The organism is Amycolatopsis sp. NPDC049159, from assembly GCF_040648295.1.
GTDB lineage: Bacteria > Actinomycetota > Actinomycetes > Mycobacteriales > Pseudonocardiaceae > Amycolatopsis > Amycolatopsis pretoriensis_A.
This window is the reverse complement of sequence record NZ_JBEZDL010000006.1, coordinates 81,969-102,896: the sequence shown is the minus strand read 5'-3', so window position 1 is coordinate 102,896 and position 20,928 is coordinate 81,969. Positions and strand designations below refer to the sequence as shown.

16 protein-coding genes and 1 riboswitch are annotated in these 20,928 nt (G+C 71.6%); of the genes, 6 read left to right on the top strand and 10 right to left on the bottom strand.

The annotated features are described in order from the left end of the window. Nucleotides 1-9 precede the first annotated feature (9 nt). A riboswitch (S-adenosyl-L-homocysteine riboswitch) is annotated at nt 10-88 on the bottom strand. 295 nt (nt 89-383) lie between these two features. Beyond that, the gene (locus tag AB0B33_RS13425; protein ID WP_360770617.1) at nt 384-1,241 is read left to right on the top strand and encodes a TIGR03619 family F420-dependent LLM class oxidoreductase; all 858 of its coding nucleotides are present in this window, start codon (nt 384-386) and stop codon (nt 1,239-1,241) included. Between the two features lie 81 nt (nt 1,242-1,322). On the opposite strand, the gene AB0B33_RS13420 is transcribed toward AB0B33_RS13425, so the two are convergent. Beyond that, nucleotides 1,323-2,708 (bottom strand): sugar porter family MFS transporter, encoded by a 1,386-nt coding sequence (locus AB0B33_RS13420; RefSeq protein ID WP_360770614.1) that lies wholly within the window; start codon nt 2,706-2,708, stop codon nt 1,323-1,325. Between the two features lie 252 nt (nt 2,709-2,960). Between AB0B33_RS13420 and AB0B33_RS13415 the strand changes: the two genes are divergently transcribed. Further along, nucleotides 2,961-5,687: a cellulose binding domain-containing protein gene (locus AB0B33_RS13415; RefSeq protein ID WP_360770611.1), complete on the top strand. Its 2,727-nt coding sequence runs from the start codon at nt 2,961-2,963 to the stop codon at nt 5,685-5,687. A gap of 283 nt (nt 5,688-5,970) precedes the next feature. On the opposite strand, the gene AB0B33_RS13410 is transcribed toward AB0B33_RS13415, so the two are convergent. The 5 genes from AB0B33_RS13410 to AB0B33_RS13390 are packed head-to-tail and all read right to left on the bottom strand — an operon-like array spanning nt 5,971 to nt 10,817. Beyond that, on the bottom strand, nt 5,971-6,972 hold the full coding sequence (locus AB0B33_RS13410; protein WP_360770608.1) for an NAD(P)-dependent alcohol dehydrogenase: 1,002 nt from the start codon (nt 6,970-6,972) through the stop codon (nt 5,971-5,973). A gap of 26 nt (nt 6,973-6,998) precedes the next feature. Continuing rightward, nucleotides 6,999-7,700 carry an HAD family hydrolase gene (locus tag AB0B33_RS13405; RefSeq protein WP_360770606.1) on the bottom strand — a complete coding sequence of 234 codons (702 nt, stop codon included), beginning with the start codon at nt 7,698-7,700 and terminating at the stop codon, nt 6,999-7,001. Continuing rightward, entirely contained in the window at nt 7,697-8,500 is an 804-nt protein-coding gene (locus tag AB0B33_RS13400) for a carboxymuconolactone decarboxylase family protein (RefSeq protein ID WP_360770603.1), read from the bottom strand. The genes AB0B33_RS13405 and AB0B33_RS13400 overlap by 4 nt, the downstream gene beginning before the upstream one ends. A 35-nt stretch (nt 8,501-8,535) precedes the next feature. After that, on the bottom strand, nt 8,536-9,372 hold the full coding sequence (locus AB0B33_RS13395) for an AfsA-related hotdog domain-containing protein (RefSeq protein ID WP_360770600.1): 837 nt from the start codon (nt 9,370-9,372) through the stop codon (nt 8,536-8,538). Next, the gene (locus tag AB0B33_RS13390; RefSeq protein WP_360770597.1) at nt 9,369-10,817 is read right to left on the bottom strand and encodes a hypothetical protein; all 1,449 of its coding nucleotides are present in this window, start codon (nt 10,815-10,817) and stop codon (nt 9,369-9,371) included. The genes AB0B33_RS13395 and AB0B33_RS13390 overlap by 4 nt, the downstream gene beginning before the upstream one ends. 653 nt (nt 10,818-11,470) lie before the next feature. Here AB0B33_RS13390 and AB0B33_RS13385 point away from each other — a divergent pair. Then, the gene (locus AB0B33_RS13385; RefSeq protein WP_360770594.1) at nt 11,471-12,619 is read left to right on the top strand and encodes a cellulose-binding domain-containing protein; all 1,149 of its coding nucleotides are present in this window, start codon (nt 11,471-11,473) and stop codon (nt 12,617-12,619) included. 1 nt (nt 12,620) lies between these two features. On the opposite strand, the gene mgrA is transcribed toward AB0B33_RS13385, so the two are convergent. Together mgrA and AB0B33_RS13375 are read right to left on the bottom strand one after the other, a co-directional pair. Next, nucleotides 12,621-13,616 carry an L-glyceraldehyde 3-phosphate reductase gene (gene mgrA, locus AB0B33_RS13380; protein ID WP_247022987.1) on the bottom strand — a complete coding sequence of 332 codons (996 nt, stop codon included), beginning with the start codon at nt 13,614-13,616 and terminating at the stop codon, nt 12,621-12,623. 31 nt (nt 13,617-13,647) lie between these two features. After that, nucleotides 13,648-14,841, bottom strand: coding sequence for an AGE family epimerase/isomerase (locus tag AB0B33_RS13375; protein WP_360770591.1), 1,194 nt, complete (start codon nt 14,839-14,841; stop codon nt 13,648-13,650). A gap of 156 nt (nt 14,842-14,997) precedes the next feature. On the opposite strand from AB0B33_RS13375, the gene AB0B33_RS13370 reads away from it, so the two are divergent. Then, entirely contained in the window at nt 14,998-16,077 is a 1,080-nt protein-coding gene (locus AB0B33_RS13370; protein ID WP_360770588.1) for a lytic polysaccharide monooxygenase, read from the top strand. A 52-nt stretch (nt 16,078-16,129) separates the two neighbouring features. Here the strand turns inward: AB0B33_RS13370 and AB0B33_RS13365 are convergent, their stop codons facing one another. Next, nucleotides 16,130-17,086 carry a LacI family DNA-binding transcriptional regulator gene (locus AB0B33_RS13365; RefSeq protein WP_360770585.1) on the bottom strand — a complete coding sequence of 319 codons (957 nt, stop codon included), beginning with the start codon at nt 17,084-17,086 and terminating at the stop codon, nt 16,130-16,132. Between the two features lie 139 nt (nt 17,087-17,225). Here AB0B33_RS13365 and AB0B33_RS13360 point away from each other — a divergent pair, with 139 nt between their 5' ends. Then, nucleotides 17,226-18,497 (top strand): ABC transporter substrate-binding protein, encoded by a 1,272-nt coding sequence (locus AB0B33_RS13360; RefSeq protein WP_360770582.1) that lies wholly within the window; start codon nt 17,226-17,228, stop codon nt 18,495-18,497. A 48-nt stretch (nt 18,498-18,545) separates the two neighbouring features. Further along, nucleotides 18,546-19,064: a GNAT family N-acetyltransferase gene (locus tag AB0B33_RS13355; RefSeq protein WP_247022981.1), complete on the top strand. Its 519-nt coding sequence runs from the start codon at nt 18,546-18,548 to the stop codon at nt 19,062-19,064. Between the two features lie 52 nt (nt 19,065-19,116). Here the strand turns inward: AB0B33_RS13355 and AB0B33_RS13350 are convergent, their stop codons facing one another. Beyond that, nucleotides 19,117-20,925, bottom strand: a complete 1,809-nt coding sequence (locus tag AB0B33_RS13350) for a glycoside hydrolase family 6 protein (RefSeq protein ID WP_360770579.1) — start codon at nt 20,923-20,925, stop codon at nt 19,117-19,119. Between the last annotated feature and the right edge of the window lie 3 nt (nt 20,926-20,928).

Here is a 20,928-nt window from a genome sequence, read left to right as displayed (position 1 = left end):
GCCTCCCTTTGTCGGGAGGCGCCCTTGGTTGGTCAATCCCGGCCGAGCGTGGCGGACCCGGTGGTCCGTTGCAGCGCCTCTCGGCCTGTGGTCCACGGTATCGGATCCCGGGCCGCGCACGCCATCCCGCCCCGCCCGGGCGTCCACTGACTGGGACACTCTCCGTCCACAAAGGATTGACACGTCGCCTCCCCGTTCGGTCGCGGACCCACCCACCGTGCCCGTGACGCCCTCCGTCGCACTGCTCCCCGCCTGCGCACCCGCCGCGCGTCCAGAGCCGCTCGACCGGTCGTGGACCCGGTCACCAACCGTACTCGACCGGCGACCCCCCGCGAGCGAGCGGCAACCTTGAAAACTGAAACACGTTCTAATACGCTCGCTCCGTGGACTACGGAATCGTGCTGTTCACCAGCGACCGGGGCATCACCCCGGCGGCCGCCGCGCGTGTCGCGGAAGCCGCCGGGTTCGCCACCTTCTACGTACCCGAGCACACGCACATCCCGGTCAAGCGGGAGTCGCCGCACCCGCGCACCGGCGACGCGTCCCTGCCCGACGACCGCTACAGCCGCACCCTCGACCCGTGGGTCGCACTGGCGACGGCCGCGGCGGTGACGTCGCGGATCAGGCTGTCCACGGCGGTCGCCCTGCCGGTGGAGAGCGACCCGATCACCCTGGCCAAGACGATCGCGAGCCTCGACCACCTGTCCGGCGGCCGCGTCACGCTCGGCACGGGCTTCGGCTGGAACGTCGACGAGCTGAACGACCACGGCGTCCCCGGCAACCGCCGCCGCACGGCGTTGCGCGAGTACCTCGAGGCGATGCGTGCACTGTGGACGGAGGAGGAAGCCGCCTACGCCGGGGAGTTCGTGTCGTTCGGCCCGAGCTGGGCGTGGCCCAAGCCGATCCAGGCGCACGTCCCGGTGCTGCTCGGGGCGGGCCCGACGGAGAAGACGTTCCGCTGGATCGCCCGCCACGCGGACGGCTGGATCACGACCCCGGCGGACACCGATCTGGACGGGCACGTGGCGCTGCTGAACGAGATCTGGGCCGCGGAGGGACGCACGGGAGCGCCGCGGATCTGCGCGCTGGGCGAGCGCCCGGACCCTTCGCGGCTGGCGCACCTGGACGCGCTCGGGGTGACGGAGACGATCTTCGGGCTGCCGGACCGGGCCCCGGAGGAAGTGGAAGCGTGGGTCGGCCGCCTCGCCGGCAAGCTGGGCTTGGCCGCACCCGTGGGCTGAAGCCGGTTCGCGGAGGTCGCGAATGACTCATCCGGGACGTCAGAGGTCCCGGATGAGTCATTCGCGGCACCGCCGGGCGGGTCAGCTCTCGACCGCCACCCCTTGCCGCGCCCGCAGGTCCAGCTCGATCTGCTCCAGCGAGCGGCCCTTCGTCTCCGGGACCAGCCACTTCGTGAGCCCGAACAGCACCACGTTGATGCCCGCGAACAGGAACATCGAGCCGCCGATGCCGAGGGACTTCGGGTCGGAGATGATCGGGAACACCGCGCTCACGATGCCCGTCGCGGCCCAGAGGACCACGCTGCTCACGCCCATGCCCGCGGCGCGGACCTTGAGCGGGAAGACCTCGGACATCATCACCCAGACGACCGCGCCCCAGCCGAGTTCGTAGCCGACCAGGTAGAGCACCATCATCACCAGCATCAGGATGCCGCGCAGAGACGTGTCGTGGACGTTGAGCACGACCAGGCCCGCCGCGGTGAGGGTCAGCACCATGATCACGTTGCCGATGAGCAGCAGCGGTTTGCGGCCCCAGCGGTCGACCACGAACACGACCCACGCGGTGAACAGGAACTTCGTCACGCCCAGCAGCACGCCGGACAGCAGCGCCGCCTGCGTGGCGAAGCCGAGGCCGATGAGCATCGTCGGGAAGTAGGCGTTGATCGCGTTGACGCCGCTGAACTGCTGGCCGACCGCGAGCAGCACCGCGACGAACAGCATCGGGCGCACCCAGCCGGCGAACAGGTCGCGGAAGCGCGGCTTCTCCTCGGTGTCCATCCGGATGACGTCGCGGATGGTCGTGATCTCCTCGTCGAGGTTCACGGAGTTGCCGTGGGCGCTGGCCAGCACGCGCCGGGCCTCCTCCTCACGGCCGTTCTTGACCAGCCAGCGCGGTGTCTCGGGCAGGAACGCCAGCCCGACGAGCAGGATCGCCGCGGGGACGATCGCGCCGGCGAACATCCAGCGCCACGCCGAAATCGGCCCGAGCCAGTAGCTGACCAGGAACGCGATCAGGATGCCGGTGACGATGAAGATCTGGTTCAGCGCGCCCATCGCGCCGCGCAGCCGCGCCGGCGCCAGTTCGGACAAGTACGTCGGGACCGTCGACGACGAAAGCCCGATGCCGAGGCCGATGATCAAGCGGGAAAGCACCAGCAGCGTGAACGTGGGCGAGAACGTCGCCGCCAGCGTGCCCACGATGACGATCGCCGCGGCGACCATGATCGTGCGGCGGCGGCCGAGCGCTTCGTTGGTGCGGCTGGAGAACAGCGCACCGACGATGGCACCGACCGACAGGCTGGCGGTGATCACGCCCTTGTCCCAGCTGGTCAGCGCCCACAGTTTCCCGATGAACGGGAGCACCCCGGAGATGACGCCGAGGTCGTAACCGAAGAGGATGCCGCCGAGCGCGCCGAAGAAGTACAAAGTGGTCCGGCTGATGTGCCGCGCCGGGGCTGTCTGCGTCATTGCCGGGTCGCCTCTTTCGTAGGTCCAGTCCAGCCAGCGGGCACCACACTCACACGCCGGAAAAAGCCCGACAAGGCCGTGCGCGATAACAATTCAGTCACCTGATCGCCGTTCACATACGTGACACGCTCTCAAGCGTCTTCGAATCCACTGTGGACAGTGGCGGACGACGAAATCGTCGAACGCTTTACAACGTTCCGAACGCTGGTTTACCGTCCCTCTGGAAGCGCTCCCAGAGCCGTGGAGGCCGACGTGAGACGACTGCTTTCCCCCAGCGCACCCAGGGCTCGCCGGCTCCTCGCGGCCGCGCTCGCCCTCCTCCTGCCGGCCGCCGTCGCGATCACCGCCGGCGCGCCGGAAGCCCCCGCCGCCGCGGCCGCCTACACGTGGCGCAACGCCGAGATCGGCGGCGGCGGGTTCGTCCCCGGCATCGTCTTCAACCAGACCGAACCCGGACTGGTCTACGCGCGCACCGACATCGGCGGCGCGTACCGCTGGCACCCCTCGACCGGGCGCTGGCTCCCGCTGCTGGACGCCGTCGGCTGGACCGACTGGGGCCACAACGGCGTCGTCAGCCTCGCCACCGACCCCGTCGACCCGGACCGGGTCTACGTCGCGGCCGGGATGTACACCAACAGCTGGGACCCGAACACCGGCGCGGTCCTCCGGTCGGCCGACCGCGGCGCCACCTGGCAGGCCGCGGCGCTGCCCTTCAAGCTCGGCGGCAACATGCCCGGCCGCGGCATGGGCGAGCGCCTCGCGATCGACCCGAACCGCGACAGCGTCCTCTACCTCGGCACCCCGAGCGGCAACGGGCTCTGGCGCAGCACCGACTCCGGCGTCACCTGGGCGAAGGTGACGGCCTTCCCGAACCCCGGCAACTACGCGCCCGACCCGAGCGACCCGTCGGGCTACTCCAGCGACAACGAAGGCGTCACCTGGGTGACGTTCGACCCGTCGACCGGCACCCGCGGCAGCACCACGCAGACCATCTACGCCGGCGTCGCGGACAAGCAGAACACCGTCTACCGCAGCACCGACGGCGGCACGACCTGGGCGCGGCTGGCCGGCCAGCCCACCGGGTACTTGGCGCACAAGGGTGTCCTCGACCCGGTCGGCGGCTACCTCTACCTCACGACCAGCGACACCGGCGGCCCCTACGACGGCGCCAAGGGCGACGTCTGGAAGTACGCCACGAAGACCGGCACCTGGACGCGGATCAGCCCGATCCCGTCCGACAGCACCGACGACTACTTCGGCTACAGCGGACTGACGATCGACCGCCAGCACCCCAACACGCTCATGGTTGCCACGCAGGTGTCGTGGTGGCCGGACGTGATCTTCTTCCGCAGCACCGACGGCGGCGCCACCTGGACGCGGATCTGGGACTTCACGAGCTACCCCGACCGGTCGCAGCGGTTCACCCAGGACATCTCTTCGGTGCCGTGGCTGACCTTCGGCCTCCCGGCCGCTCCCCCGGTGCCGTCGCCGAAGCTCGGCTGGATGACCGAATCCGCGGAGATCGACCCCTTCGACTCGAACCACTTCCTCTACGGCACCGGCGCGACGATCTACGGGACGACCGACCTCACGAAGTGGGACAGCGGCGGGAAGTTCACGCTCAAACCGGTCGTCGGCGGCCTCGAGGAGACCGCGGTGCTCGACCTGATCAGCCCACCGTCGGGCGCTCCCCTGCTCTCCGGGCTCGGCGACATCGGCGGGTTCCGGCACGACAGCCTCGACGCCGTCCCGGCCACCATGTACACCCAGCCGGTCTTCACCACGACCACGAGCCTCGACTACGCGGAGCTGACCCCGGCGACGATCGTCCGCGCCGGCACGCTCGACCGCGGCGCGCGGCCGAACGACAACCGGATCGCCTTCTCCACCGACGGCGGCAAGAACTGGTTCCAGGGCGCGGAGCCGTCCGGTGGCGCGAGCGGCGGCACGGTCGCCGCGGCCGCCGACGGCAGCCGGTTCGTGTGGAGCCCGGACGGCACCCCGGTGAACTACTCGGTCGGCTTCGGTTCGTCGTGGACGGCGTCCGCGGGCATCCCGGCCGGCGCGGTCGTCGAGGCCGACCGCGTCGACCCGAAGCGGTTCTACGGGTTCGCCGCCGGGAAGTTCTACGTCAGCACCGACGGCGGCGCGACCTTCACCGCGACCGCGGCCACCGGCCTGCCCACCGGCTCCGCGCACTTCAAGGCGATGCCCGGGGTGACCGGCGACGTCTGGCTCGCCGGCGGCTCCGGCACGGCGTACGGCCTCTGGCACTCGACCGACTCCGGAGCGTCCTTCACGAAGCTGAGCGGGGTCACCGAGGCCGACAACATCGGGTTCGGCAAGGCCGCCACCGGCCGGACGTATGCGACGTTATACACGATCGCGAAGATCGGGGGTGTGCGCGGGATCTTCCGGTCGGACGACGCGGGCGGCTCGTGGACGCGGATCAACGACGACCGGCACCAGTACGGCAACATCGGCGCGGCGCTGAGCGGCGACCCGCGGGTGTACGGCCGGGTCTACGTCGGCACGAACGGGCGCGGCGTGATCGTGGGCGACTCCGGGGGCACCGAGCCACCGCCGACGACCACCACCACGCCCACCACTACGACGCCGACCACACCGCCCACGACGACGACCACCCCGGTGCCGTCGGGTTCGTGCACGGCGGCCTACACGGTCACGAACCAGTGGCAGGGCGGGTTCCAGGCCTCGGTCGAGGTGGGCAACACCGGCACGGCCGCGGTGGCCGGCTGGACGGTGGCGTGGACGTTCGCGGACGGCCAGCGCGTGACGCAGGCGTGGAACGCGCAGGTCACCCAGACCGGCACGGCGGTGTCGGCGGTGGACGCGGGCTGGAACAAGACGATCCCGCCGGGCGGCAGCGCGGAGTTCGGGTTCACCGGCACGTCCGGCACGGCGAACACCAGGCCCACGGCGATCTCGCTCAACGGCCGGGCCTGCACCACTTCCTGAGCCCGCCGGGGGGCACGGGCGGGAAGGGGGTTTCAACCCACCCCCAGGCGGTTGAAACCCCCTCCCCGCGCCCCCAGTCCCGGACGTTCCGCCTGAGCAGCCGCAGCCTGCTCGGGCGATGTCCTGGTGAACACCACTCTCCCCGGTGCCGCCGACAGCCGCCATTCCTGCCGAAACCCGACTTTTTTGCCCGGGCACACCCCCGCTGACCTGCGAAAAGAACGATCCGAGGTACACAAATACCCAGCCGGGACGGCAAAAGTTACCCGGGGCCCGCGGCCGCTCAGGCGCTTTCGAGCACGACCTTCCCGACGTGGCTGCCGGACTCGAGGTGCTTGAGGGCTTCTTCGACCTCGTCGAAGGCGAACCGGCGGTCGATCACCGGCCGGAGCCCGGTGTGCTCGATCGCCCGGTTCATCGCCTGGAACGTCTCGCGGGAGGCGTTGGTCAGACCGCGCAGGGTCAGCTGCTTGACCAGCACGAGGATCGGGTCGGCGCCGCCTTCGTGGGTCAGCACGCCGGCGACGCTGACGTGCCCGCCGTAGCGCGCGGCGAGCATCGACTGCCCGATCGTGCCGCCGCCGCCCACGTCGACGACGTGGTCGACGCCGCCGCCGGTCAGCTCGGCCACCGCGGCACCCCACTCCGGCGTCGTCGCGTGGTTGAGCGTCTCGGCGGCGCCCAGCTCGCGGAGCCGCTCGAGCTTCTCGTCCGAGCCGGACGTCGACACGACGTGCGCGCCCCCGAGCGCGGCGAACTGGAGCGCGAAGGTGGACAGGCCGCCGCTGCCCAGGGTGAGCACGGTCTGGCCCGGTACGAGCCCGCCTTCCTCGACGACCGCGCGCCACGCCGTGACGCCCGCGCTGGGCAGCGTCGCGGCTTCGGCGTAGTCGAGGTGCGCCGGGACGCCGACGAGCGCGTCCTCGGCGAAGACGGCGTACTCGGCGAGGACGCCGTCGAGGGTGCCGGCCAGGTCGTCGGCCGTCTTCTCCGGCGTGCCGGGCCCGGACAGCCAGTCCGGGAAGTAGGTCGCGGCCACCCGGTCGCCGGTGGCCCAGGCACGCACCCCCTCGCCGACCGCGACGACTTCACCCGCGCCGTCGGACAGCGGCACGACGTCCGGTTTCACCGGCTTCGGGTAGAAACCCTTGACGATCATCAGGTCGCGGGCGTTGACCGCCCACCCGCGCAGCCGGACCAGGACCTGCCCGGGACCGGGTTCGGGAACGTCGCGCTCGCCCGAGACGAGCCCGGCGCCGGGACGGGGCAGCGAAAAGTACTTCACGGCGGCTCCAAGGGTGCGGGGAATCCTCAACGAAGCCAGTGTGTCGAAGTCGCGAGCTCCGCGTCGACGATCTCCAGGAGTTCCGGGGTCAATTCGGCGAGCGACGCCGCGAAGTGGCGGACGCCGTGGCCGGCCATGAAGTCCCGCTGCCGCGCGTGGGCGGGGCTCGACGGGAACCCGATGAACCCGGCGCCGTGCGCGCGGGCGTCCTCGGCCACCCGGCTGACGTCGTCGACGAACACGATCTCGTCGAAGCCGGCGCCGAGCACGGTCCGGGTGATGTGCTCGACGCCGGGGCGGTGCTCGTTGATGCTCACGTACGGCACCGCCGGGTCAAGCAGGTCCACGAACTCGCCGAGGTACCGGTCGAAGGTGTGCTCGCGGGTCCGGCCGCCGTAGCAGACCAGCCGCACGGGCAGTTTCGAGAGCGCTTCCAGGCAGTCCCGCGCCCCTTCGGCGACGCGGATCGGGTGCTCGGCGAGGTACTCCTGCCGCGCGGCCCACAGCTGCTTGAGCGTCTCTTCGGCCGGCTGGTCGAGGCCGCAGAGCGCGGTGATCTTCTCGGCGACGACGATGTCGCGCAGCCCGATCACGTCCCGCTCGGCCGCGGCGTCGTAGACCCCGCCGTGCGCGGTGACGAACCGGGCGATCATGGCCAGGTAGGTGTCGTCGATGAGCACGCCGTCGCAGTCGAGCGCGACGGCGCGCAGCTTCCCGAACCCGCTCATCGCTGCGCGAACACTTCCCGCACCGCGCCGATCGCGTTGAGCGCGGCCGGGAACCCGCAGTAGAACGCCAGGTGCAGGACGGTCTCGACGACCTCCTTCTCGGTGCCGCCGACGTTGAGCAGCCCGTGGATGTGCACCTTCAGCTGCGGCAGCGCCGTGCCGAGCGCGACGCACGCGGCGATCGTGACGATCTCGCGGTGGCGCAGGCTCAGCCCCGGCCGGGTGTAGAGCTCGCCGAAGGTGAACTCGATGATGTAGCCGGCCAGGTCGGGCGCGATGTCGGCCAGTGCGACGGCGACCTTCTCCCCCGCCTCGCCGTCGACCGCCTTCATCGCGGCCAGCCCGCGCTCGTAGCGGTCTTCGATGCCCGCCCACGGCACTTCGGCGGGCTCGGCCGCCGGCTCGTCCTCGGGCAGGCCCTCGAACGCCGCCTTGAGCGCCGTGAGCGCGTTGAGCGTGGCGGGGAACCCGGCGAACGAGCTGACGTGGATGACCGCCTCGACCAGCTGGCGGCGGGTGCAGCCGACGTTGAGCGCGGCCTTGGCGTGGAACTGCAGCTGCGAGCCCGCGTAGCCGAGCGCGGTGAGCGCGGCGACGGTCGTCAGCTGCCGCTCCGGGAGCTCGAGCCCGGGCCGGTGGTAGACGTCGCCGTAGATGAACCCGACGCACTGCTCGCCGAACTCGGCCTCGCCGATGCTCTCGAACAGGTCCAGCACGGCCGGGCGGTCGACCCCGCCGAGCTGCTGGATGAGTTTGAGTCCCTGCGCGAAGGACGCCGAACGGTCCGGCTCTTCGGACATCGTGGTGTGGTTTCCCTTCCGGAGTGGGTTTCGGCTCAGCCGAGGTAGGCGTGGGTCGCCTGGTCGGCCTTGCGGCGTTCCAGTGCGTCGATGCGCCCCTGCGCGATCATCGAGTACTCGATGTTCGCGGTGGCCACCGTGCGCCCCTGCTGGCGCACCGCCGTGGTGGCGCGGAACTTCAGGTTGCTCTCCCGGCCGAGGTCGGACTCCTCGATGAGCGACTCGACCGTGGCCGGCAGCGGGAACAGGAAGTCCTGGAACGACAGGTCGATCCGCTTCCAGACCCCCGCGTACGCGGGCGTGGCCAGGCCGGGCCGGATCGCGGTCTCGAACTGGGCGATGCAGATCTGCCGCATCGCCTCGACGATCACGATGCCCTGCACGTGCTCGCCGGTGTGGTGGTCGAGGATCAGCTCGTTGTCCCGGTGGATCCGCAGCTCGGCCTGGCAGTGCCCGGCCGACGGGCTGTGCACGCCCGCCAGCAGGACGTTCTCGGAGCGGTCCTTGTGCACGAGGACCGAGCGTTCCGGGACGCGCCGGAAGGCCGGCGGGTCCGCGAAGGTCACGGTGACCCCGCTCTTCTCGCGGGCCGCTTCGAGCAGGTCGTGGTCGGTGGCGTCGATGCCCTGGCCGAGGTGGACGACCCAGTGGCAGGAGGCAGGTTCGGGGTCGGTGTCGTCGGCGGCGAGCAGGGCCAGCAGGCCGGACACGGTGAGGACCCGCTCCCCGCGGGCGAACCGCGCGAAGCGATCGGCGACGACGACCACGTCCCGGCGGGTGCGGCCTTCGAGCGCCCAGTCGTCCTCGTGCCCGGTCCCAGGGCGCGCGGGAGCGTCCGGCGCCACCTCCGCCCGGGTGGGGTCGCCGGTCACGGCCGCGCCGAAGCGTGGGCGTCCAGGACCGCCTCGGCCAGGTTCCGCGCCGTCACCGCCGCGCGCCAGCGCGGCTCGGTCAGCTCGGTGGCGAGCACCTTCAGCATCGAGTGCACCATGTCCGGCTGGCTGCCGACGTCCGCGGCCAGCACCTGCTCCACCTGCGCGGCGGCGCCGTCGAGGTCGCCGAGCCTCAGGTGCGCGCGGCCCGTGTCGATCCGGATCATCGGGTCCATGGCCTCCCAGCGGTGTTCCAAGGACAGTTTCTCGTAGGCCTCGCGGGCGGTCGTGAACTCGCGCAGCGCGGCCGACGCCTGGCCGACCGAAAGCAGCGAGGTCCCGGCCATGTAGTGGCGCCGGTCCTTGGTGATGTTGAAGAACCGGTCTTCGCCACCGGCACCGAGGTCCGGGTCTTCGATGCTGGTCCAGCGCGCGATCGCGTCCAGCACCTGTGGCTCGGCCTGCACCGACGACCAGCCGCGCGCCTCGGCGAGGATCAGCGGCGCGTCCGTGAGGCGCGGGCCGACGTGGTAGCTGAGCCCGTCGGCGGCCAGCCGCGCGGACTCGATGCCGTTGCCCGACCAGAACGCCACCCGCGCCTGCGAAGTGCGCACCCAGCGGCGGGCCAGGAAGTCGTCGGCGTACTGCGTGTAGAGCCAAGCGGCGGAGTTCAGCTGGCGCGAAAGCCGGTACCGGCCGAGGTCGCCCGCGATCCACGCCATCATCGCCGAGCACTTCGCCCCGACGAGCAACAGGTCCTGCGTCTGCTTCGGCCGCTGCCTGCCCTTCAGCAGCGCCGACGTCCGTTCGTCGATGACGGCGAGCTGGCCGAGGACCGCGTCGGGCGCGGTGCGGGTGTAGGCGCCGCCCAGGAAGTCCAGGTCGGACCACAGGTCGTCGAGCTGGACGTCGTCGACGTTGGTCTGGGTCAGCAGAATCGCGTCATCGAGTGCACTTGCCCCGATTTCCTCGTCCGGCCGGGCTTCGCCGCGCACCTCCGCGCGAGCGGGCGGCGCGGAGACGGGCACGACCGCCACCGGTTCTTCTTCCGCGTGGTACTCGGCGAGGTCCTTGGCCGGCAGCTGCTCGAGATCACGCAGGCCCAGCAGGGATCTCCAGCTGGTGCCGTAGACGCCGGCCAGCACCCGCAGTGCCGCGATCGTCGGCCGGACACCGCGTTCGGGCCACTGCTCGTACTCCCAGATCCGCGTCCCGCGCATCCCCGCGCGGGGATCGCCGGTCGCGGCGTTGTAGCGGTGCGCCGCCACGTCGAGCGAAAGCTCGGACGCCAGCCGCCACGCGGTGCGCGGCGGGATCCCGCATTCCACCACCAGGTTCTCCGCCACCCGGGCCGGGATCGCCGTTTCGGGGAAGCCCAGAGCGGCCAGCCGGTCGCGCAGTTGTGCACGGTACGGCTTACTCCCTGGCTTGACCTGTCGGCTCATCGTTCACCCAGTGCGGTTCGGAGTACTGGTGCACACGGATGACAGTACCCCAGCGTGACAGCGGGGGCCCAGGGCGTCACCGCTGCCGGGACCGTGTGATTTTCGAGATGTTGAGCCCGCAACAAGGGTTTCCGCGCCGGGCGGGCCCGGCGGGGAGGAGGTGCGGCCGGACGTCGGTCTGCGGTTTCGGGCACGGCGCTTCGACGTCCCCGCGGGCCGATCCGTTCCACAGAGGACTCGACCGTCCACCCCGGAGGAAATGAGAGCGCTCCCACTCAAGCGGGACACCGAGTCCGTTCCTGCTCCGGCGAGGACCCGTCGTGATCTTGAACCGGATTGCCGGATTCCACCCCAACGGCGGCATCCCGGGGTGCGGGGCGGTAGCGCAGCGCGAGCACCGTACTCGTTGCCCGCCAACGGGTTCGGCCGTTCAGTACCGTTCAGTGGCCGAGCACGGGCCCGGCGGCGCCGGAAAACCGACCACCGGATCGCGGCGCGTCCGGGTCCCGCTTTACAAGAGCGACATCCGGGGGTTACTTTTTCGGCGGCTGGAAGCGCTCCCATGCCAGGTCGCCTCGCCAGAACGCGGCCACCACCCAGGGGCGTCGTGGTGCAGGCCACGGCGCCCCTGTCCGCGTCCCGGGAGGATCCCGATGCCCAGCAGGTTCGCCGGTGCCCTCGCCGCCCTCTGCCTCGCCGCGGCGGGCACCACCGCGGTCCTCGCCGCCGGCCCGGCCGCCGCCGCGCCCGCCTGCTCGGTCGCGTACCGGGTGAACCAGTGGCAGACCGGCTACACCGCCGACCTCACCGTGACCAACGGCGCGACCGCGCTCTCCTCGTGGGCCCTCACGTGGCACTACCCCGGTGGCCAGACCGTCACCTCGGCGTGGAACGCGACCGTCCGCCAGTCCGGGACCGCCGTCACCGCGGAAAGCATGCCCTACAACGCCGCCCTGCCCGCAGGCGGTGCGGTGTCGTTCGGCCTGCAGGGCACCGGGAGCGGCGCGGATCCCACGGACTTCGCCCTCAACGGCGTCGCGTGCGGCGACCCCGCTCCCCCGGTCACGACGACCGCCACGACGCCCATCACCTTGCCCACGACGACGACGTCGGCGCCCCCGCCCGCGGGCTGCGCGGACGCCGCGCTCTGCGACGACTTCGAGCAGCAGACCGGCGGCACCCCGGGCGGCCGCTGGACCGTCGGCGCGGCGAACTGCCAGGGCACCGGCACGGTGACCGTCGACGCCTCGGTGGCGCACTCGGGCAGCCGCTCGGTGAAGGTCACCGGCCAGGGCGGCTACTGCAACCACGCGTTCCTCGGCACCGGCGTGAGCGGCACCGGCGTGCTCTACGGGCGGTTCTGGGTCCGGCACACGACGGCGCTGCCCGCCGGGCACGTCACCTTCCTCGCGATGCGCGACAGCACCGACGGCAAGGACCTGCGGGCGGGCGGGCAGAACCGTGCGCTGCAGTGGAACCGCGAGTCCGACGACGCCACCCTGCCCGCGCAGAGCCCGGCCGGGGTCGCCCAGAGCGTCCCGCTGCCCACGGGCGCCTGGTCCTGCTTCGAGTTCCGGCTCGACGGCGCGGGCGGGCAGCTGCGGACGTGGCTGGGTTCGGCCGAAGTGCCCGGGCTCGTCGTCGACGGCGTCCCGACCGCCGACGTCGACCAGCAGTGGCTCGCGCGGTCCTGGCACCCGGCCGTGACCGACCTGCGGCTCGGCTGGGAGAGCTACGCCGGCGACGCCGACACGCTGTGGTTCGACGACGTCGCCGTGGGCGCGTCGCGGATCGGCTGCTGAGCTACCGGGCGGCGATCCGGTCGATCTCGGCCAGCTCGTCGTCGGTGAACTCGAGGTTCGCGGTGGCCGCGACGGTGTTCTCCAGCTGCGCGACGCTGCTGGCGCCGATCAGCGCCGACGTCACGCGCCCGCGGCGCAGCACCCAGGCGATGGCGAGCTGGGCCAGTGTCTGCCCGCGCCGCTTCGCGACATCGTTCAGCGCGCGGATCTTGTCCAGCGTCTCCTCGGTGAGGCGGTCGCGGGTGAGGAACGGGCTCGCGCCGGCCGCCCGCGAGTCGGCCGGGACGCCGTCGAGGTAGCGGTCGGTCAGCAGGCCCTGGCTCAGCGGCGAGTACGCGATCGAGCCGGTGCCGTGCTCGTCGAGGGTGTCGAGGAGACCGTCCTCGACCCACCGGTTGAGGATCGAGTACGACGGCTGGTGGATGAGCAGCGGCGTGCCGAGGTCGCGAAGCGCGGCCAGCGCGGCCTCGGTCTGCTCGGGCGAGTAGTTCGAGATGCCCGCGTACAGCGCCTTGCCCGACCGGACGGCGGTGTCGAGGGCACCCATGGTCTCCTCGATCGGCGTCTCCGGGTCCGGGCGGTGGGAGTAGAAGACGTCGAAGTGGTCCAGTCCGGTGCGGGCGAGGCTCTGGTCCAGGCTCGCGAGGAGGTTCTTGCGCGAGCCCCATTCGCCGTACGGGCCGTCCCACATCAGGTAGCCCGCCTTGGACGACACCAGGATCTCGTCACGGTACGGGCGGAAGTCGGCGGCGTAGTGCCGCCCGAAGTTCGCCTCGGCCGCGCCGGGCGGCGGCCCGTAGTTGTTGGCCAGGTCGAAGTGCGTCACGCCGAGGTCGAAGGCCCGGCGCAGCACCGCGCGCTGGACGTCGAGGGGCTTGTCGTCCCCGAAGTTGTGCCAGAGGCCGAGCGACACGGCGGGCAGCTTCAGCCCGCTGCGTCCGGCCCGCCGGTACGGCATGTCCGCGTACCGGTTCCCGGCGGCGGCGAAAGGCGACATGGTTCTCCTCGGTCGGCGGGTCGTGGGGAGTCTAGCGACGCGCGGTGAGTGCGCCGGCGAACGACGCGGCGGGCGGGAGCGTGGGCAGCAGCGTCGCCTGGTAGGCGTGGTAGACGTCCGGCTTGCCCGCCCAGACCGTCGCGGCCGGGCGGTTCTCCGGGTCGAGTTCGTGGTGCCACGACCCGCGTTCCCGGTCGGCGAAGCAGGCCTCGGCGTGCGCGCACCACTCCTCGAACCGCTCGAGGTAGACCGGCTCGCCGGTTTCCTGGTGCAGCGTCCACGCGGCGGCGATCGCCTCCGCCACGACCCAGTGCAGCCGGGTGCGCACGACCGGCGTGCCGTCGAAGTCCGTGGTGTAGACGAAGCCGGCGTGCCCGTCGACGGCCCAGCCGGTCCGGGTCGCCGTCTCGAACAGCGCCGCCGCGTCCGGGACCAGCCAGTCCGGTGCGTCGCCGCCGAGCGCGCGCTTGAGGTGCACGGCCAGGCGCGCCCACTCGAAGAGGTGCCCGATCGTCGCGCCGAACGGGCGGAACGGGTGCGCGGGCTCGTCCCGGTTGAACTCGAGGCGCACCCGCCAGGCCGGGTCGTAGTGCTCCGGCAGCAGCCAGCCGTGCGCGCGGGCTTCGCCGTGCACCAGGTGGTCCACAATGGACAGCGCGCGGGTGGCCCAGACCCGGTCGCCGGTGACGTCGGCGGCGGCCAGGAACGCCTCGACGGTGTGCATGTTCGCGTTGGCGCCGCGGTAGTCCTCCAGGCGCGTCCAGCCGCGGTCCCAGACGTCGGCGACGAGCCCTGGCCCGGGTTCCCAGAACCGGCGTTCGACGACGTCCAGCGCCTCGGCCAGCAGTTCTTCCGCGCCCGCCGCCCCGGCGGCCGTCGCGCTCGACGCGGCCAGGACGACGAAGGCGTGCTCGTAGGCGCGCTTCTCTGACAACGTTGTCGTCGCGTACCAGCCACCGTGGTCCGGATCACGGAGGAGGCCGGTCAGCGCCTCGACACCGTGGGCGACCTGGGCCCCGGTCGCGGCGCCCTGCAGCTGCGCCAGCGCGAAGACGTGCGTCATCCGGCAGGTGATCCAGGTTTCGACGGGCCGGTCGAGCACCGGCCGCCCGGTGTCGTCGAGCCAGGCGAACCCGCCATCGGGGTGGGCCGCGTGCGCGGCGAACCCGAGCAGCCGGAGGGGTTCGGCCCGCACCCAGGCGGGGACCGGAGACGGACTTTCCACGCTGTGCCTTCCTCGGTGATCGACGACCTCCGTCAACGTAGGCCAAGGGGGCCGCCCCGGTCACCGCGGGCTGTTCCGGAAGTGACCGCCACCGCGTATCCTGACCTTGAGAGCGCTCCCAGTCTTCGACGCACGCTACCCGACGAAGGGACAGACGTGACCAGGAGACGAAGTACGATCCTCGCCGCCGTCACCGTGTTGCTGGCGAGCCTGACCGCCATCCTGCTGAACACCGGCACGGCCGAGGCGCACGGCGCGATGATGAAACCGGGCAGCCGGACGTTCCTGTGCTGGCAGGACGGGCTCAGTTCGACCGGCCAGATCATCCCGCAGAACCCGGCCTGCTCGGCCGCGGTGAACACCAGCGGCGCCAACTCGCTGTACAACTGGTTCGCGGTGCTGCGCTCCGACGGCGCCGGGCGCACACGCGGCTTCATCCCGGACGGGAAGCTCTGCTCCGGCGGCAACCCGGGCTACGCCGGCTTCGACCAGGTCGGCGACTGGCCACTGACCCACCTGACGTCCGGGGCGACGTTCGACTTCTCCTACAACGCGTGGGCGGCGCACCCGGGCTGGTTCTACACCTACGTCACGAAGGACGGCTGGAACCCGAACCAGCCGCTGACCTGGGACTCGCTGGAGGACCAGCCGTTCCTGACGATCGACCACCCGCCGGTCACCGGCCAGGTCGGCACGGTCGAGGGCCAGTACAAGTGGAGCGGCGCGCTGCCGTCGAACAAGACGGGCAGGCACATCATCTATTCGGTGTGGAAGCGCTCCGACAGCGCGGAGACGTTCTACGGCTGCTCGGACGTGACGTTCGACGGCGGGCACGGCGAGGTCACCGGCGTGAAGGACCCGGGTACGCCGACGACGACGCCGACCACGCCGACCACCCCGACGACGCCGACCACCCCGACCACCCCGGTCGGCTCGTGCATGGCGATGTACGAGATCACCAACGCGTGGAGCGGCGGCTACCAGGCCACGGTGACGGTGATGAACCACGGCACGTCCGCGTACAACGGCTGGCAGGCGGGCTGGACCCTGCCCGCCGGGCAGACGGTCGGCAGCGTCTGGAACGGCACCCTGAGCCAGTCCGGTTCGGTGGTGACAGTCCGCAACGCCGATTGGAACGGCCGCATCGCCCCGGACGGGCAAACGACGTTCGGCCTGGTGGTCAACGCGACGGGCACCAACCCGGCGCAACCTTCGCTGTCCTGCCAGGGCACCTGACCATCCGCAGTGGACAGTCCACGAAGGCCGCGCCGGTCCACCGGCGCGGCCTTCACGGCCGAGCGGGCCCGGTACTCCCCCGAGTGACCAACGACGGCCGCGGAGCACACACATCCCCCGCCGCCTCCCCCACCAGCAAATCCCGCAACACCACCGCCGCCAAAGCACCCAACTCCGCCAACGGCCGCCGCACCGCCGACAAAGCCGGACGGACCAGACGGCACAACGGCGAGTCGTCCCACGACACCACCGAAACGTCGCCCGGTACCGCCAGCCCCAGCTCCCGAGCCGCGGCCAGGGCCGCGACCGCCAGTACGTCCGTGTCGCACACCAAAGCCGTCGGGGGATTCGGGACCGCCAGCACGCGGTGGGCCACCCCCGCGCCCGCTTCCGCCGTGCCCGCGTCGGCCGTCGCCGTCTCCACGAAACCCAGGCGGGCCGCCGCCGAAGTGAACGCCTCCGCGCGCGCCCGGGGGTCGGCGAACACCGCCCGGCCCGCGATCCGGACCACCCGGCGGTGGCCGAGCGCCGCCAGGTAGCCCAGCACCTCGCCCGCGGCCGCGGTGTCGTCCACCCACACCGACGGGACGCCCGGCGGCCCGGGCCGCGGGCCGCCCAGCAGCACCGCGGGTACGCCCGGGGCGGCCACCGCGCACGACGGGCCCGCGAGCAGCAGGCCGTCCACCTTGCGGTGCCCCGCCCCGCGCACCGGCAGCAGCAACGACACCGGCCCGAGTTCGCGTTCGACCCCCTCCAGCAGTGCTACCAGGAACGGCTCGACGCCGAGGACGTCCGGGGCGCGGTCCAGGACCAGGCCGATCGCCCCGGTCCGGCCGCCGGCCAGTGCCCGCGCCGCGCTGCTCGGGGACCAGCCGAGCCGGCGGGCGATCTCCGTGATCCGCGCCCGCGTCGCCTCGGAGACGCCCGGGCGCCCGTTGAGCGCGTACGACACCGCGCCCTTCGACACCCCCGCCTCCCGCGCGATGTCAGTGATCGTCGGCCGCTTCACCGCGCTCCTCCGTTCGCCCGGTGTCCGTCCGGACACCCGCCGTCGCGCACCTTGACACCCGCCGCACCCGGAACGAGACTCCCCTCCGGGAGCGCTCCCAATCACGAGGGAGTGAATCGTGGACGGGGAGTGCGCGCACATGAAGCAAATCCGAAGACGGCTGACCTGCGCCGTCGCAGTGGTCCTGCTGGTCCTGACCGGTGGCTGCGGGCCGGCCACGCCCGAGAAGATCACGCTGACGCTGGCGACGTTCGGGCAGTTCGGCTACGACGACCTGATCCCCGGCTACGAGTTCACCCACCCCGGGATCACGGTGCGGCAGGTCCGCACCGAGCAGGGCGGACCGTACCACCAGGACCTGCTGGCCAAGCTGCAGAACGGCCAGGAGCTCGCCGACATCCAGGCAGTCGAGGAAGGCCACCTCGCCGACGTCCTCGCGCAGTCGGGGAAGTTCACCGACCTGGCGAAGGCCGGTCCCGCCGACGTCCGGCCCGGCCGGTGGCTCGAGTGGAAGTACGAAGCCGGTCGCAGCAAGGACGGCAAGCTCGTCGGCTACGGCACCGACATCGGCCCGCTCGCCATGTGCTACCGCAAGGACCTGCTCGGAGCCGCCGGCCTGCCCACCGACCCCGGCTCGGTGAAGACGATGTTCGAGTCCTGGGACAGCTACTTCCAGGCGGGCGAGCGGTACGTCAAGCGCTCCAAGGGCAAGGCGTGGTTCGACTCCGCGGCGCAGAACTTCAACGCCATGGTCAACCAGCTCCCGGTTGGCTACCTCGACCGCGAAGACCACTCGACGCTGGAAACGAACACCGCGCTGCGGGACGCCTGGAACCAGGTCACCACCGCGGTGAAGCAGGGCCAGTCGGCGGGGCTCACCGCGTTCGCCGACGACGGCAACAACGGCCTGCGCCTGGGCGCGTTCGCGACGAAGGTCTGTCCTTCGTGGATGCTCGGCGTCATCGAGCAGCAGGCCGGCGTGGGCAACGCGGGCAAGTGGGCGATCACCGACACCTTCCCCGACGGCGGTGGCAACTGGGGCGGGTCCTACCTGACCGTCCCGGCCGCGAGCGCGCACCCGAAGGAAGCCGCCGCCCTCGCCGCCTGGCTGACCGCGCCGGAGCAGCAGCTGCACGCGTTCCGGGTCAGCGGCAACTTCCCCAGCCAGGTCGAGGCCTTCACCTCCCCCGACCTGCTGAGCGAGATGAACGGCTACTTCGGCGGGGCACTGAGCGGGCAGGTCTTCGTCGCGCAGGCGCAGAAGGTCGGGAAGCCGCAGTACAAGGGTCCCGGTGACGGCAAGATCCAGGAGACGGTGATCGCGCCCGGGCTCAAGGCCGTCGAGCAGGGCGCCGACCCGGCCGCGGTCTGGCAGCAGGTGCTGGTGGGGGTGCACCGCCTGGTGCCGTGAGGCGAAACCCGCTCGCTTCGGCCCGGGCCGGTTGGCAGGGTGGGCGCCATGACCGATCTCGCGCCGCTCCTCGGCCACGCCGTCCGCCGCCCCGGGCCGGACGACCACCTGCCCGTGCTCGCCGTCCTCGACACCTGGTGGGGCGGGCTCGGCGGTGCGGAAGGGTCCCGTCAACGGGCGCTGCTCCTGCCGAAGCTCATGTTCCAGCACTTCACCGGCAGCAGCTTCCTCGTGACCGGCGACGACCGGATCGTCGCGTTCCTGATCGGGTTCCTCTCGCCGTCGCGGCCGGCCGAGAGCTACATCCACTTCGTCGGGGTCGATCCCGCCGAACGCGGGCGCGGCCTGGGCGCGGCGCTGTACGAGCGCTTCTTCGCCCACAGCCGCGAAAACGGGCGGTCGGTCGTCCGGGCGATCACGTCGCCGGTGAACAAGGGTTCGCACGCGTTCCACACCCGGATGGGGTTCGTCACCGAACCAGGGCCGAAGGAGTTCGAGGGGTTGCCGGTCCAGCCCGACTACGACGGGCCGGGCCTGGACCGGCTGAGTTTCCGCAAAGACCTGTGAGTGGAGCCCGGGCCGGGCGGCGGCTGCGCGGCACCGCCCGGCCCGGAAACCGTTACTGCACCGCCGGGTAGGCGTTCTGGACCAGTTCCTCGAACTGGGCCTGGAACCACTTGCCCGACAGCGGCGAGTTCGGCAGGGCGCCGGTCAGGTTGCCGCCGTTCGCCTGGTCGCTGCCGTGGAAGGTCGGGTCGCACATCCGGTCGAAGCCCTTGCCTTCGTCGTTCGGGATCTGCGAGCTCGCGCCGTCGGACTCACCCGGCGGCTTGATCCAGACGTAGGCGTCGAAGTGCGCCGCGGGCGAGGCCGTCGGCCGCGTCCCCAGCCCGGCTCCGCTCTGGTTGCACCAGTTGCCGCGGTGCAGCCGCCGGTCGACCCGGCCGGAGTTGACGTAGCTGTCCACAGTGGACCCCGACGCACCGCTGGGCCGGGCCGCGCCGCCCCAGCCGTTGCGGGAGGTGTCGATCAGCATGCCGATGCCGCTCGGCAGGCCCGCCGACACGAACGCGTTGTACATCGCCGTGGCGAACGGCACCTCGGCGAAGTACGGGTTCCACTGGTAGAAGGTCGCCGACCGCAAGGGCTGGCCGCCGACGTTGAGGTTCGAGTCCGGCAGGTTCGGCTCGGTCAGCGGGGTGTAGTTCGCCGTGTCGCTGATGAACCCGTCGATGCTGCTCACCCCGGCCGTGGTGCCCTGCAGCACCTGCTTGACCAGGTTGACGAACGGCTGGAAGTTGCTGTCCCAGCCCAGCCACGCCGAGTGCGCGATGTCCAGGTAGTTGTAGACGTTGGAGATCGCGTGCAGCTTGTTCAGCGCGTACTGGATGCCCTGGGTGTACGCCCCGGTCGACTGCGCTTCGGCGCACTTGGCCGTCGCGGTGTTGGTGATCAGGTTCGGCAGCGAGTCCGGCTCGACGACCGCCACGACCCGCAGCGGCGCGTACTTCGCGTCCGAGAGGATCGACGCGATCGGGTCGATGTACTCGCTCTTGTACCGGGCCAGGCCGTCCGAGCCGGCTTGCAGCTCACCGTTGGACGCCAGCGCCGCGCAGTCGCGGTTCGGCAGGTCGTAGACGACGATCTGGATCGTCACCGGCGTCCCGCCGCTCTGCTGGGCCAGCGCCGCGTCGAGGTGCCCGCGCAGGCCGCGCGCGCTCGACGTGCCTTCGATGGCCGCGATCCGGTCCAGCCACACCGCGGTCGAGGTGTTGGCCACCTTGGCCATCTGGGCGCCCAGCGTGCCGCCCTTGGCCGCGGCCGCCGCGCTCACCTCGGCCGACCAGTCCGGGTTCACGTACCCCTTCGAACCGGCGTACGGGTTGTCCACATGGGTGCCCGGCTGCGGCGTGGTCGTCGGCCCGGTGGGCGTGGTCGGGGTGGTCGGCGTGGTGGGGGTCGTCGGCGTCGTCGGGGTCGTCGTCGAGCCGCCCGTGCTGCCGTCGCAGACGACGCCGTTGAGCGTGAACGTGCCGGGGACGGCGTTCGTGCCGGAGTACGAGCCGTTGAAGCCGAAGCTCGCCGTCGCGTTCGAGCCGAGCGCGCCGCCCCACGACGGGTTCTTCGCGCTCACGTGCTTGCCGCTCTGGCTGAACGTGGCGCTCCAGCCCTGCTGCACCTGCTGGTTGCCGGCGAAGTCCCACTGGACGTCCCAGCTCGTGAGGGCGTCGCCGAGGTTGGTCACCGCGAGGTTCGCGGTGAAGCCGGTGTCCCACTGGTTGGTGGTGTAGGTGACCTTGCACCCGGTGGCGGCGGTCGCCGGGCTGCCGCCGGCCACCAGCAGCCCCGCGACGACCGCGGCGGCCGTCACCGAGGAAGCCGCGGCGAGCCGCACTTTCCTCTTCGGGGACCAGAATTCACTCCTCATCGA